This is a genomic window from Pseudomonas sp. A0308, from assembly GCF_044218815.1.
Classification (GTDB): domain Bacteria; phylum Pseudomonadota; class Gammaproteobacteria; order Pseudomonadales; family Pseudomonadaceae; genus Aquipseudomonas; species Aquipseudomonas iridis.
Window position 1 is genome coordinate 3,451,392 of sequence record NZ_CP162581.1, and the last position, 12,689, is coordinate 3,464,080.

The window sequence follows — 12,689 nt, forward strand, 5'->3', positions numbered from 1 at the left end:
GCTCCTACAGGATGTTGTGTACCCTGCATTTTTCGTCGGCAGGGATTAGCGACTTCATGCGGTTTGGTTATTCGATTCTGATCACGTTGCTGTTACTTGTGGGGTGCGATCAGCAGACCGCACCGCCACTCGACCAGCAACTCTACGTCTGGCAACGCCAATGGACGCCAGCCCATGAGGCGGCATTGCGCGACAGCCGAAGTGATTTTTCCACCCTGCGCGTGTTGGCGTTGCAGGCCTTCCCCCATGAAGGATGGAGCCGGGCGCGCATCGATGCGCCGCTGCTGAAAAACGATGGTCGTCCATTGATCGCGGTGATCCGCCTCGACGGCCAGCTCCAGGCGCTGGATCAGCAACAGGTCACGGCGCAGATTCTTCAGGTCGTTGCAGATTGGCAGGCGCAAGGTCTGACCCTGAGCGGCGTGGAGATCGACCACGACGCTGGCAATGCGCGGCTGCCGGCCTACGCACAATTCCTCACTCGTCTGCGCTCCGCGTTGCCGACGACGTTGCCGCTGAGCATCACCGCGCTGCCGGCGTGGCTCGACAGTTCGCAGCTGCCTGCGCTGCTGTCTACGGTCGACAGCAGCGTGCTGCAAGTGCATGCGGTCAGCGATCCGCGGCGAGGCTTGTTTGACCCTGATCAAGCGTTGAAGTGGGCCAAGGCTTGGGCGCGGCTCACCGACAAACCGTTCTACCTGGCGCTACCGGCCTATGGCGTGGCGCTGTTGCCGGATGTCGGCGGCGCACCGGTTGTGGAAAGCGAGGTTCAGCTTGAACGTGGCGGAGAGCGCCGCGAATTGCTGGCCGATCCGCTGCAACTGAACCGACTGGGTAAAACGCTGCGTGACGATCCGCCAAAACATCTGACCGGGCTGATCTGGTTTCGCCTGCCGCTGGTCAACGACCGTCGCGCCTGGAGTTTGACCACGCTGCGCGCCGTAGCGCGGGGCGATACGCTGTACAGCCAACTCGACGTGACGTTCAGCGAGCAGAGCGGCCTCTACGACATCAAGCTCAACAATACCGGCAACCTCGACAGCGCCTGGCCCGCACAGATCACCCTGAAGGTCCGGGATTGCGAAGGCGCTGACGCGCTCGCCGGTTACTCGTTGCAACAAAGTCCGGATCTGCTTACCTTCACCCGCCTTCGCGACGGCCGATTGCCAGCGAACGGGCAGCGCGCCATTGGTTGGGCGCGTTGCGCAAATATTGATCAAGGAGGTTCGCATGTTGACCCGTAACTGGCCCCGCCATCTGCTCTGCCTGAGCCTCAGCCTGCCGCTGGGTTCGGCGCTGGCCTGCGGCCCGGACTTCCCGATGCGCCTGCTCGATAATCGCGGGCAGACGATGTCGGAGCTGCCTGAGGGCAACTTCAACTTTGAGCTGAGTCGCCTGGGTAAAACCATCGCCGGGCTGAAGAACGTCACGGCCGCGACCTACAACCCGAACGAATCCTATGCGGAGTCGACTGAAACGGTCGAACAGCGTGAAAAGGCCGAGCAGGTCGGGCTCAAGCCAGAACAACAGGCGCTGGTCAAACAACTGCGCGGTTTGACGGATGCGCGTCAGGTCGAGGCGCAGGGTGCCAGTCTGCCAGCGGAAATTCGTCTTTACGTGGCAGGCGCGGTGGCGTTCGCGACGGGCGATCATCAGCTGGCGGTCGAGTATTTCGACAGGTTACTGGCGCTGCCGTCGGATCAGCGCTCCTTGCGCAGCACGTGGGCCGCGTACTCCCTGGGGCGCGCCTGGTTTGCCATCAGCACTGAGGCGAACAACGGGGTCGAGACGCTGGAAAAATCGCGCGAAGCATTTCGTCAGACTCGCCAACTGAGCATCGATGGTTTCAGCGATCCGCTGGAGCTCGGCGTCGCCAGTCTCGGGGAAGAAGCGCGGATATTGCACACCACTGGCGATTGGGCCGGCGCGATTGAACTGTATGAGGCGCAGAACCTGCACGGTTCTGCGGTAGGCAACACCTCGCTGAAGCAGTTGATGAATGAGCTGGCGGAGCTGCCCGAGGTTGAGCTGGCACGATTGCTGGAACACAAACCGGTGCAGCAACTAGTCACCGCATCGTTGCTCAGTCGTCAGGGCTGGTCGTTCGGCGATGAACCGCCGAACGAGAAAAAACTGGTAAGGCTTCTGCAAAACAGCACCCGTGGCAGCCTCGAAAACGCTGATCGGCTGGCGGCTGTGAATTATCAACAGGGTGACTATGCCAGCGCCAAAGCCTTCCTCGAAAATGCCGGCGACGGCGGACTCGCATGGTGGTTGCGGGCGAAACTGGCGCTGCGCGACGGTGATAAAAATGCCGCTGCGGCAGCCTACGCCAAAGCCGCACAGGCCTTCCCGCAGACCGAGGATTGGGGCTATCGGCGTACGACAGACTGGGCCTATGAAACGGTCCAGCCTAAATGTCGGGTCGAGGGGGAAAGCGCAATTCTCGCACTGCAACGCGGTGAATACCTGCAGGCCTTCGTGCAGTTGTTTCGCAGCAATGACGTCTACTGGTTCGATGCCGCAGCAGTCGCCGAGCGGGTGCTGACGGTCGACGAACTCAAGCAGTATGTTGACGAAACGGTTCCGGCCCCTGCGGTGGTGACCCAAGAGGAGCGCGACAACTACGTGCCGCTGTCAGTGGCGGCGAAACTGCGCAATCTGTTAGGCCGACGTTTGTTGCGCGAAGGGCATTACGAGGCGGCTATCAGCTATTTCGACAACCCCGATCTGCAACACAAGGCTCGCCTTTATGCCGAGCAGCGGCTCAAGGCTGATGCCGCGTGGTGGCCAACCACACGCGCCAGCGCGTTGTATAACGCGGCGTGGACCGCCCGCGAGTGGGGCATGGACATTCTCGGTTATGAAATGGCGCCGGATTACGCGGTGTTTGGTGGCGGCTTCAGCCTGGAAAACACTGAGTTGAAAGTCGGGCCGCTGGTGAGCGAAGCCGAGGTGCAACGCCAGAAAATCAGCGAAGCTCAGCCGGATCAGCGTTTCCACTATCGGTTTGTCGCCACCGCTCTGGCCAGTCGTGCTGCCGATAATTTGCCCCACACCAGTCAGGCGTTCGCCGCCGTGTTGTGTAACGCCGCTGGTTTTAACAGCAGCCTGGAAGAACAAAGCGCGCTGTATCAACGCTACGTGAAGGAAGGGCCTTACGTGCCGTGGGCGGTGGATTTTGGCAATCAATGCCCATATCCGGATTTTGAAAACGCTGACAAGCGTTATGTCACCCAAGTGACCGATTCGGTGCGCGCCACGCTGAGACCGTATAAGTGGCCGGTACAGATCGCTGCGATCCTGCTGGTGATTGGCACGTCGTTGCTGGTGTTCAGCCGCCGGCGCAAGGCACGTAAAAGCTAAGCTTGCTGGATGAACGTCAGGCGCAGCGCAAAGCCGATCAACAGGCTGCCGAACAGCCATTGTTGAACCCGTTGGGCCGTTGGACTGTGTTGCAGCCAACGGCCCAGCGCCGCGCCGGTCAAGGCGTAGGCGCTGTCGAACAGCAAGCCGACGCCGACCAGCAGCATGCCGAGCATGGCGAACTGGGTCAGCACGGGTGCACCGTCGGCGACGATGAATTGTGGCAACAGCACCGAGCAGAACAACAGCGCCTTGGGATTGAGCAGATTGGTCAGCAAGCCGCGCCGGACCGCTTCACGCCATTGGCCCTGAGTCTGGGCAACATCCCCGCCATTCAGGATCGGCACCAGCGTGCTGCGCAGACATTGAATGCCGATCCACAGCAGATACGCCGCCCCGGCAAGCCGTACCACTTCGAACGTCCACGGCGCAGCCTTGAACAACGCGGCCAGCCCCAGCGCCGCCAACGCGACATGACAACCCCTGGCAATCCCAAGACCGATGGCGGTGGCCAGCGCCGCACCGCGACCCTGACGGGCGCCGGTTTGCAGCAACAGGATCATGTCCGGCCCAGGCAAAAGAAAAACCACAGCCAATGCCAGGAAAAACAGCCAGAGACTCGCCATGCCACACCCCTTTCGTTGTCGATTTGGTGAGGTCAGTCTAGGGCCGAAGAGCGGGGCAGGTGCTTGCGTAGTCCGCTTCAAAATCCATCGTGATTGGAATAACCTGCTTCTTTTTTCTGCTGAAACAATCAGGATCTGCCAACCATGAAACTCGACGCTTTTGATCGCAAGATTCTCGCCGCACTGCAGCGGGACGGACGCCTGAGCAATGTCGAGCTGGCGGACGAGATCGGCCTGTCGGCGTCGCCGTGCCTGCGGCGCGTGCGAATGCTGGAGGAGGCCGGGGTGATTCGTGGGTACCAGGCCAATCTGGATCGCGATGAAGTGGGGCTGGGTTTGACGGTGTTTGTCGGGGTCAAGGTCGAGCGGCACAACGATGAACAGGCTGAAGCCTTTTACAAAGCGGTCACTGCGTTGCCGGAGGTGATTTCAGCGTTTCTGGTATCGGGGGAGTCGGATTTCTTGCTGCAAGTGGTGGTGCCAGACCTGCGAGCGTACGACCGTTTTCTCAGCGGTTGCCTGCTCAAACTGCCGGGGGTGAGCGATATCCGCAGCAACTTTGCGATTCATACGGTGAAGACCCCGGGGGCGTTGCCGTTGGGGCATCTTCCGTCCTGAAAACCGAAAAGATCGCAGCCTTTGGCTGCTCCTACAGGGTACGCATTCCAGGTAGGAGCTGCCGAAGGCTCGGGCCGCGTTCGGATAATCTTTTGATCTTCTACATCTGCGTCGCCATCCCCTCCACATTCATCGCCGCCTGGCGCAATGCCTCGGAGCGCGTCGGATGCGGATGGCACGTCAGGGCAATGTCCTCGGCCGAAGCGCTGAACTCCATCGCCACACAAAACTCGCCAATCATCTCACTCACGTTCGGCCCGACCAGATGCACGCCAAGCACTTCGTCCGTGCGCTCATCGGCGAGGACTTTGGCAAACCCTTCGGTCTCGTGATTGATCTTCGCCCGACTGTTGGCGGTGAACGGAAACTTGCCGACCTTGTAGGCGCGTCCCTCGGCCTTGAGCTGCTCTTCGGTCTTGCCAACGCTGGCCAGCTCCGGCTTGGTGTAGATCACGTTGGGGATCAAATCGTAATTGACCTCGCCCGCTTTGCCGTGGATCTGCTCGACGCAGGCCATGGCTTCGTCTTCAGCCTTGTGCGCGAGCATCGGCCCGGACGTCACGTCGCCGATCACCCAGACCCCGGCGGCTTCGGTGCGATGCTGCTGGTTGGCGAGCATGCCGCGCTTGTCGGTGCTCAACCCGACGTTTTCCAGGCCCAGGCCTTGGGTGTATGGGCGGCGGCCGATGGCAACCAGCACGTAATCGGCCTCCAGCAATTCGGCGCTGCCGCCCGCCGCAGGCTCGACGCTGAGCTGCACGCCGCTGGCCGAGGTGGTGGCGCTGGTCACTTTCGAACTCAATTTGAAGGCAATGCCTTGCTTGCTCAGCGAACGCTGCAGGGTTTTGCCGGCCTCGCCATCGACACCGGGGCAGATACGGTCAAGGTATTCGACCACGGTGACCTGCGCGCCGAGTCGCCGCCACACCGATCCGAGTTCGAGGCCGATCACGCCAGCACCAATCACTACCAGATGTTTGGGCACTTCGCTCAGCGACAACGCGCCGGTGGAGTCGAGGATGCGCTGGTTGTCGATCTCGACACCGGGCAGGGGAGTGGGCTCGGAACCGGTGGCGATGATGATGTCCTTGGCGGTCAGTTCGGTCTTGCTGCCCTGATCGTCGGTCACGGTGACCCTGCCCGGGCCGTCGATGTGGCCCCAGCCCTTGATCCAGTCGACCTTGTTCTTGCGAAAAAGGAACTCGATGCCCTTGGTCAGGCCGGTCACGCTCTCGTCTTTCTGCTTCATCATCTGCGCGAGATTCAGGGTCGGTTTGACCTCGATTCCGAGGTTGGCAAACTCCGCGCCCATGGCTGCCTCGTACAGTTCCGAAGCATGCAGCAAGGCTTTCGAGGGCATGCAACCGACGTTCAGGCAGGTGCCACCGAGGGTTGCCCGGCCTTCGACACAGGCAGCCTTGAGGCCCAACTGACCGGCGCGGATTGCCGCGTTATAGCCACCGGGGCCGCCGCCCAGAATCACCACGTCATAGTTGCTCATGCGCTTGCTCCTGATGGATGGATGCAGATCGTTAAAAGTAGTCATCGCACAAAATTACGAACGTAATATGTGCGTTTGCAGACATTTCGGTCAAGGCTTCAGGCAGGCGACAGGTCAAGCGGCTTTAGATAAGCGCAACTTGTGCACAAATATTTCACGTTTTTCGTTATATCGTAACGATATGAGCAGTGAGCCGATGGCTTTGGGGTGAGATGCAAGTCGATCTGGAGGTTGAAGGCACGCAAGTGACCGGACTCCCGCGCTTTCAGCAGGCGGCCACGCAGGGCCGAAGGTTACGCCGTTTGGCGAGCGGCCTCGGTGGGCTGGCCGGGGCAGGGTGGGTGCTGGCGTTTTTTGTCGGGTTGTTTGCGCCGCAGTCGTTGTGGCTGCCGCTTCTGATCAACCAGAGCGCGGCATTGCTGGTGGTGGTTGCCGCGCTGCAATCGGCCTGGAGGGTGACGCAGTGGCGTGCGCGGGTGATGAATCCACTGGCAGCCGTGTCATTGACTGTTGATGAGCAGCCCGCGGCGCAGGGCTGGTATGAACGCCTGCTCGATCGCTTGAGCCGACGCAGCGTACATTTGCTTGGACTGATCGGCGCACCGACATTGTGGCTGGGCGGTTGGGCGTTGCTGATTGCCCTCAGCATCGAGCAGGTATGGAACCTGACATTGCCGCCCTCGGCTGTCGGTGTCTCGGCCACAGTCGGCGCCGCGCTGGCGTTGTTATTGGCGTTCGGCTTGTTGGTGCTGGAGCGGCAACTGGCTCAGGAAAACCCCGCGCAATGGCCCGAAGCGAGTTCGCTTGCACAACTGACTCGCGTGGCGATTATCAGTCTGGTGTTGGGCGCTCTGTGTTTGTTGTTCGCCACAGAAACCTCCGTTTGGCCGGTGCGTCTGGCGGTACTGGTCGGGATCTTGCCAGGTCTGGTTGCGATCGAGCTGCTATTGCGCGCTGTTCTGTCGATGTTCAGCCCTCAACGCGAACAGCTTGAACCGACGTTGCTAGCGCGCAGTTTTGTCGCTGACATGCTGCGCTGGCCGCCCCAGCCATTGCTGGCGCTGCAGCACGAATTACACAATCGCTTTGGCATTGATCTACGCCAGATCTGGGCGTTCAGCTACATGCGTCGGGCGTTTTTGCCGGTGTTGGCGTTGGTCGTGGCAGTCGGCTGGTTGCTGACCGGTCTGCATGAAATCCCTTTGCAGGGTCGAGGTATTTACGAACGTTTCGGCAAACCGGTGCAGGTGTTCGGCCCAGGTTTGCACGCAGGACTGCCGTGGCCACTGGGCCGGGTGTTGGGCGTTGAAAACGGCGTGGTGCATGAACTGGCGACCAGCGTTGGCGAGAATCCGGCGCCGGTCCAACCTGTTCCCGCTGAAGGCCCGGCGCCGTCCACGGCCAACCGCTTGTGGGACGCCAGCCATGTGAATGATAAGTCTCAAGTCATCGCCAGCCGCCGTGGCGCGCAGCAGAGCTTTCAGATCGTCAACATGGATGTGCGTTTCGTCTATCGCATCGGTCTCACCGATCAGGCTGCGCTGGCGGCTACCTACAACAGCGCCGATGTGCCAACGCTGATCCGCAGCACTGCCAGCCGGATTCTGGTCCACGATTTTGCCTCGCGCACCCTCGACGGTTTGCTTGGCGCGGACAGGGCAGGGCTGGGTGAAGAAATCGGCCGTGCGGTGCAAAGCGATCTGCAACAGCTCGACAGCGGCGTGGAGATTCTCGCCACGGTCGTCGAAGCCATTCACCCGCCGGCTGGCGCTGCCAATGCTTATCACAGCGTGCAAGCGGCGCAGATCGGGGCGCAGGCCTTGATCTCCCGCGAACGTGGCGCCGCCGCTGAGGCGAGTAATCAGGCGCAATTGCAGGCCAGTCTTGCTCGCGATCAGGCTAGCGCCAACGCTGGTGAAATAAGCGCTGCCGCGCAGGCGGCGGATCTGAAATTCAGTGCCGAACAAAAAGCCTACGCCAGTGCGGGTCAGGCGTTCGTCCTTGAGCAATACCTCAGTCAGCTCAGCCAAGGCCTGAGCAACGCCAAATTGCTGGTACTTGACCATCGACTGGGCGGGAGCAGTAACGCGCCGACTATCGATTTGCGTACGTTCACGCTGCCGGCTGATCCGACGCCCGCACGTTCTACCGCTCAACCAGGAGTCGCCCATTGAGCCAGTCGCACACTCACGATCATCATGACCACGGCGGCCACGATCACGGCCACGGCGGACATCACCATCATCATGGGCATCATCACCACGGCGCGCCGCAAGAGGCGGGGCCTTTTCCATGGCGACGCATGGGTTGGGCGGCGTTGCTGGTGGCGTTCGCTATCGCTGCGGCGAGCCTGGTGCAAGTACGCTCAGGTGAAGCCACGGTCATTACCCGTTTTGGTAATCCGTCGAGGGTGTTGCTCGATCCGGGTTTGAGCTGGCGCTGGCCGGCGCCATTCGAAGCGGCGATCCCGGTGGATCTGCGCTTGCGTACCACCTCCAGCGGTTTGCAGGATGTCGGCACCCGGGATGGTTTGCGCATCATCGTCCAGGCGTATGTTGCGTGGCAGGTGCAGGGCGATCCGGACAATGTGCAACGCTTCATGCGCGCCGTGCAGAACCAGCCGGACGAAGCAGCACGGCAGATTCGCACGTTTGTTGGCTCCGCTCTGGAAACCACCGCCAGCAGTTTTGATCTGGCGAACCTGGTAAACACCGACGCCAATCAGGTACACATCGCTGAATTCGAGGCACAGCTGCGTCAGCAAATCGAACAGCAACTCCTCGCGACTTACGGCGTGCAAGTGGTGCAAGTCGGTATCGAGAGGTTGACCTTACCGTCAGTGACACTCACCGCCACGGTCGATCGGATGCGCGCCGAGCGTGAAACAATTGCCACCGAACGCACCGCCATCGGCAAGCGTGAAGCTGCGCAAATCCGTTCTGCCGCCGAGCGCGATGCGCGGATTGTTCAAGCGGATGCCACGGTAAAAGCCGCGGATATCGAAGCGCAATCTCGGGTTGAGGCCGCGCAGATCTACGGCCGCGCCTACGCCAGTTCACCGCAGTTGTATAACTTGCTGCGCTCGCTGGACACCCTCGGCACCATCGTCACGCCAGACACCAAGCTGATTTTGCGCACCGATGCCGCGCCGTTCCGCGTGCTGGTCGACGGCCCGCCGAATCTCGACAGCAAAGCCGGATCGCAACCATGAGTGAAGAAGTTCCACGTGGAACATATTCGCTGAACAGTCCGTGGATTCAGGCCGGGCGTTTGGCGTTTTTTGCCCTGTACGCTGTGACCGTGCTGGCCGCAGTGGCTTGGGCATTCTCGAATGTCCGGCAGATTGATCCGCAGAGCCGTGCTGTGGTTTTGCACTTTGGTGCGCTGGATCGCATCCAGAATGCCGGTTTGCTGTTGGCTTGGCCGCAGCCGTTCGAGCAGGTGGTTCTACTCCCGGCAGCAGATCGAGTAATAGAGCGTCGCGTTGAAAATCTGCTGCGCAGCGATGAGGCATTGAAGGCTGATCGTGTGGCCACGTTTGCCACGCCGCTCAGTGATGCACTGGCGGGATCTGGTTATTTATTGACCGGTGACGCCGGCGTCGTGCAACTGGATGTGCGAGTGTTTTACAAAGTGACCGATCCCTATGACTTCGTGCTGCAGGGCGATCATGTGCTGCCAGCGCTTGATCGGCTGGTCACCCGCAGCGCCGTGGCACTGACCGCCGCGCGAGATCTCGACACTATTCTGGTGGCCCGACCGGAATTGATCGGCGCCGATAATCAGGCTGCCGAACGCCGCGAGCGCTTGCGCGGTGATCTGGTGCAAGGCATCAACCAACGCTTGGCTGAACTGAAAACCAGCGGGCAGGGCATCGGCATCGAGGTGGCACGGGTTGATGTGCAGTCCAGTCTCCCCGGTCCCGCCGTCAGCGCGTTCAACGCGGTTCTGACCGCCAGCCAACAAGCCGACAAAGCCGTGGCCAATGCCCGCACTGATGCCGAGAAACTCACCCAGACCGCCAACGAAAAAGCCGACCGCACGCTGCAGGTCGCTCACGCTCAGGCGGGTGAGCGCCTGGCCAAAGCGTCTGCGGACACCGCTACGGTGTCGAGTCTGGCCAAGGCGCAATTGCAAGGCACTGACCCACAAATGCTCCTGCGTCTGTACCGCGAGCGCATGCCGAAAATTCTTGGTCAGGCCGGATCAGTGACCACGGTCGATCCGAAAGATGATTCCCGCCTGATCATTCAGGGAGCCAGTCAATGAGCGCGACCACCGCTGCACCGGGCCTGTTGTCTTCGGCCGAACAACGTCGTGCCGCGCGCCAACTGACGTTGGCCATGCTCGCGCTTGGTCTGCTCGGCCTCGGTCTGATCTGGCGTTGGCTGCTGCCAGCACAAACCGGTGTCAGTCAGTTGCTGCTGGGCGTTGCTTCTTTATTGGTCGCCGTTCCGGTGATGCGTTCGGCGTGGTTCAGCCTGCGTTATCCAAGTCTGCATGGCATCACCGATCAACTGATTGCCCTGGCGATGCTCGGGGCATGGGCGACTGGCGATCTGCTGACCGCCGCGTTGCTGCCGATCATCATGATCTTCGGCCACGTGCTGGAGGAGCGCAGTGTCATTGGCTCGCAGGAAGCGATTCACGCACTCGGTCAATTGACCCGCAGTCATGCACGCAAGATTCAGGCTGACGGCTCGATCGTTGAAGTCGACAACGGCACGCTCAAATCCGGAGACATGGTCGAGGTCCGCGCGGGTGATCGAGTGCCCTCGGACGGTCGGGTTTTGTCCGGCCAGGCCAGCCTCGACACCGCGTCGATTACCGGTGAATCCGTGCCGGTGGAAGCGAGCGTCGGCATGACGGTGTTTGGCGGCGCGATCAATCTCGACGGTTTGCTGCGCATCGAAGTGACCCGCACCGGCGACGAGTCGACGTTGGGCAAAGTCATCGCGCTGATGCAAAACGCCGAGCGTTCGAAACCGCCGATCACCCGGTTGCTTGAGCGCTATGCCGGTAGTTACATGGTGCTGGTGTTGCTGTTGGCGGCCGTCACCTGGTTCATAACCAATGATGCGCAAGCGATGCTCGCGGTGTTGGTCGCCGCATGCCCTTGCGCGTTGGTGCTGTCGGCACCAGCCACGGCGATTGCTGGCGTGGCGGTGGCGGCGCGGCACGGGATTCTGATCCGCAGCTCGGCGTTCCTCGAAGAGCTGGCCGATCTCACCTCGCTGGTCGTCGACAAGACCGGCACCCTGACTTACGGCACCTTGCGCTTGCAGTCGATCAACAGCTCGCATGCGGATCAGTCGACGGTGTTGGCGCTCGCCGCCAGTCTGGGTGCGGCGAGCAGTCATCCGGTCAGTCGTGCGCTGGCGGGGTTGGTCAGTCAGGACGACTGTTTGCCTCTGTCCGATATTCACGAACGGCAGGGTCTCGGCGTAGTCGCCATGACCGGTCAAGGCGAAGCGGCGCTAGGCCGCCCGGAGTTGTTCGCACAACTGGGCATCACTCCTACGACCATCCCTGAACACGATGGACCGATTGCCGGCCTGGCCTTGAACGGTGAGTTTCTCGCCTGGCTGCTGTTGGCTGACAGTGTCAAACCGGAAGCCCGATTTGCCCTCAGTGAACTGCGTGAGCTGGGTCTCGGGCGGCAACTGTTGCTGACCGGCGATCGCCAAAGCGTGGCCCAGACAATGGCCCGCGAAGTCGGTCTCAAAGAAGTCGAAGCCCAGGCGTTGCCCGAGGACAAACTCAATCGTGTGCTGAAAGAAATCAACGACGGTTTCCGGCCGATGGTGGTGGGCGACGGCATCAACGATTCGCTGGCGCTCAAGGCTGGCGTGGTCGGTGTGGCGATGGGGGCGGGCGGGGCAGACATCGCCTTGGCCTCCGCCGATATCGTGTTGATCGGCAGCGATCTGCGTCGGCTCGGCACTTGTGTGCGGCTCAGTCGTCAGTGCCGGCGAACCTTGCAGGTCAACGTGATCATCGGGCTGGGCTGGACGCTGGCCATTGTCGTGTTCGCCGCGTTCGGCTGGCTCGGAGCCGCCGGGGCGATGATCGCCGCGTTGCTGCACAACCTCAGCACGTTACTGGTGCTGGGCAATGCCGGGCGATTGCTGCGCTTTCAAGAGCCGCTGCTCAAGCTCAAGGAAGAAATCTGAAATTATTTTTCGCCCCGCTGTAACGCTATCAGGGCAGCGATCTCTAGTGCTATGTCGGCACTGAACAACCGTCCAGCCGACACCCCTGATGCTTACCGAGGATAAGAAAAATGACTATCAAGACCGCTGCTGCTGGTGCCGCTCTCGCTTTGGCCGCCGCTACTATGTTTGCCGGTGTAGCCACCAATGTGGTCGCCGCCGATGCCAACGTGCACTGTTACGGCGTGACCTCCTGCAAAGGCCAGAACGATTGCAAAACCAAAGACCACGCTTGCAAAGGCATGGGCGCCTGCAAAGGCCAGGGCTTCAAAGCAATGACTCAAGCGGCTTGCGAAAAAGCAGGTGGCAAGGTCGGCGAATAACTGACCGGTAAGTGCCGCCGCAGTGGTTCACGCCACTGCGGCC

10 protein-coding genes are annotated in these 12,689 nt (G+C 61.1%); 8 read left to right on the plus strand and 2 right to left on the minus strand.

Annotated elements, in window-relative coordinates:
• Window positions 1-56: 56 nt before the first annotated feature.
• Both AB4P92_RS15890 and AB4P92_RS15895 read left to right on the plus strand, forming a co-directional pair.
• Window positions 57-1,244, plus strand: a complete 1,188-nt coding sequence (locus AB4P92_RS15890; protein WP_395597855.1) for a DUF3142 domain-containing protein — start codon at window positions 57-59, stop codon at window positions 1,242-1,244.
• Window positions 1,231-3,366, plus strand: coding sequence for a hypothetical protein (locus AB4P92_RS15895; RefSeq protein WP_395597856.1), 2,136 nt, complete (start codon window positions 1,231-1,233; stop codon window positions 3,364-3,366). Before AB4P92_RS15890 ends, AB4P92_RS15895 begins: the two co-directional genes overlap by 14 nt.
• Here AB4P92_RS15895 and AB4P92_RS15900 read toward each other — a convergent pair.
• On the minus strand, window positions 3,363-3,992 hold the full coding sequence (locus AB4P92_RS15900; RefSeq protein WP_042561873.1) for a LysE family translocator: 630 nt from the start codon (window positions 3,990-3,992) through the stop codon (window positions 3,363-3,365). The two genes, AB4P92_RS15895 and AB4P92_RS15900, sit on opposite strands and share 4 nt — an antisense overlap.
• Before the next feature lie 144 nt (window positions 3,993-4,136).
• On the opposite strand from AB4P92_RS15900, the gene AB4P92_RS15905 reads away from it, so the two are divergent.
• The gene (locus tag AB4P92_RS15905; RefSeq protein ID WP_210553289.1) at window positions 4,137-4,610 is read left to right on the plus strand and encodes an Lrp/AsnC family transcriptional regulator; all 474 of its coding nucleotides are present in this window, start codon (window positions 4,137-4,139) and stop codon (window positions 4,608-4,610) included.
• Between the two features lie 100 nt (window positions 4,611-4,710).
• Here AB4P92_RS15905 and lpdA read toward each other — a convergent pair whose 3' ends face one another.
• Window positions 4,711-6,111, minus strand: a complete 1,401-nt coding sequence (gene lpdA, locus AB4P92_RS15910; protein WP_395597857.1) for a dihydrolipoyl dehydrogenase — start codon at window positions 6,109-6,111, stop codon at window positions 4,711-4,713.
• 212 nt (window positions 6,112-6,323) lie between these two features.
• On the opposite strand from lpdA, the gene hflK (AB4P92_RS15915) reads away from it, so the two are divergent.
• The 5 genes from hflK (AB4P92_RS15915) (at window position 6,324) to AB4P92_RS15935 (ending at window position 12,646) form a co-directional block, all read left to right on the plus strand.
• The gene (gene hflK, locus AB4P92_RS15915) at window positions 6,324-8,285 is read left to right on the plus strand and encodes a protease modulator HflK (protein ID WP_395599676.1); all 1,962 of its coding nucleotides are present in this window, start codon (window positions 6,324-6,326) and stop codon (window positions 8,283-8,285) included.
• A complete protein-coding gene (gene hflC, locus AB4P92_RS15920; protein WP_261735477.1) occupies window positions 8,282-9,322 on the plus strand; it encodes a protease modulator HflC in 1,041 nt (346 codons plus the stop codon). The genes hflK (AB4P92_RS15915) and hflC overlap by 4 nt, the downstream gene beginning before the upstream one ends.
• Window positions 9,319-10,380, plus strand: a complete 1,062-nt coding sequence (hflK, locus tag AB4P92_RS15925) for a protease modulator HflK (RefSeq protein WP_261735478.1) — start codon at window positions 9,319-9,321, stop codon at window positions 10,378-10,380. Before hflC ends, hflK (AB4P92_RS15925) begins: the two co-directional genes overlap by 4 nt.
• Window positions 10,377-12,284, plus strand: a complete 1,908-nt coding sequence (locus tag AB4P92_RS15930; RefSeq protein ID WP_261735479.1) for a heavy metal translocating P-type ATPase — start codon at window positions 10,377-10,379, stop codon at window positions 12,282-12,284. Before hflK (AB4P92_RS15925) ends, AB4P92_RS15930 begins: the two co-directional genes overlap by 4 nt.
• A 110-nt stretch (window positions 12,285-12,394) precedes the next feature.
• Window positions 12,395-12,646, plus strand: coding sequence for a membrane protein (locus AB4P92_RS15935; RefSeq protein WP_042561866.1), 252 nt, complete (start codon window positions 12,395-12,397; stop codon window positions 12,644-12,646).
• Window positions 12,647-12,689: the final 43 nt, after the last annotated feature.

What these genes read in the sequence shown, in the direction of transcription:
- AB4P92_RS15890 (WP_395597855.1), top strand. Translation starts at nt 57, where the DNA reads ATGCGGTTTGGTTATTCGATTCTGATCACGTTGCTGTTACTTGTGGGG.
- AB4P92_RS15895 (WP_395597856.1), top strand. Translation starts at nt 1,231, where the DNA reads ATGTTGACCCGTAACTGGCCCCGCCATCTGCTCTGCCTGAGCCTCAGC.
- AB4P92_RS15900 (WP_042561873.1), bottom strand. Translation starts at nt 3,992, where the DNA reads ATGGCGAGTCTCTGGCTGTTTTTCCTGGCATTGGCTGTGGTTTTTCTT.
- AB4P92_RS15905 (WP_210553289.1), top strand. Translation starts at nt 4,137, where the DNA reads ATGAAACTCGACGCTTTTGATCGCAAGATTCTCGCCGCACTGCAGCGG.
- lpdA (WP_395597857.1), bottom strand. Translation starts at nt 6,111, where the DNA reads ATGAGCAACTATGACGTGGTGATTCTGGGCGGCGGCCCCGGTGGCTAT.
- hflK (WP_395599676.1), top strand. Translation starts at nt 6,324, where the DNA reads ATGCAAGTCGATCTGGAGGTTGAAGGCACGCAAGTGACCGGACTCCCG.
- hflK (WP_261735478.1), top strand. Translation starts at nt 9,319, where the DNA reads ATGAGTGAAGAAGTTCCACGTGGAACATATTCGCTGAACAGTCCGTGG.
- AB4P92_RS15930 (WP_261735479.1), top strand. Translation starts at nt 10,377, where the DNA reads ATGAGCGCGACCACCGCTGCACCGGGCCTGTTGTCTTCGGCCGAACAA.
- AB4P92_RS15935 (WP_042561866.1), top strand. Translation starts at nt 12,395, where the DNA reads ATGACTATCAAGACCGCTGCTGCTGGTGCCGCTCTCGCTTTGGCCGCC.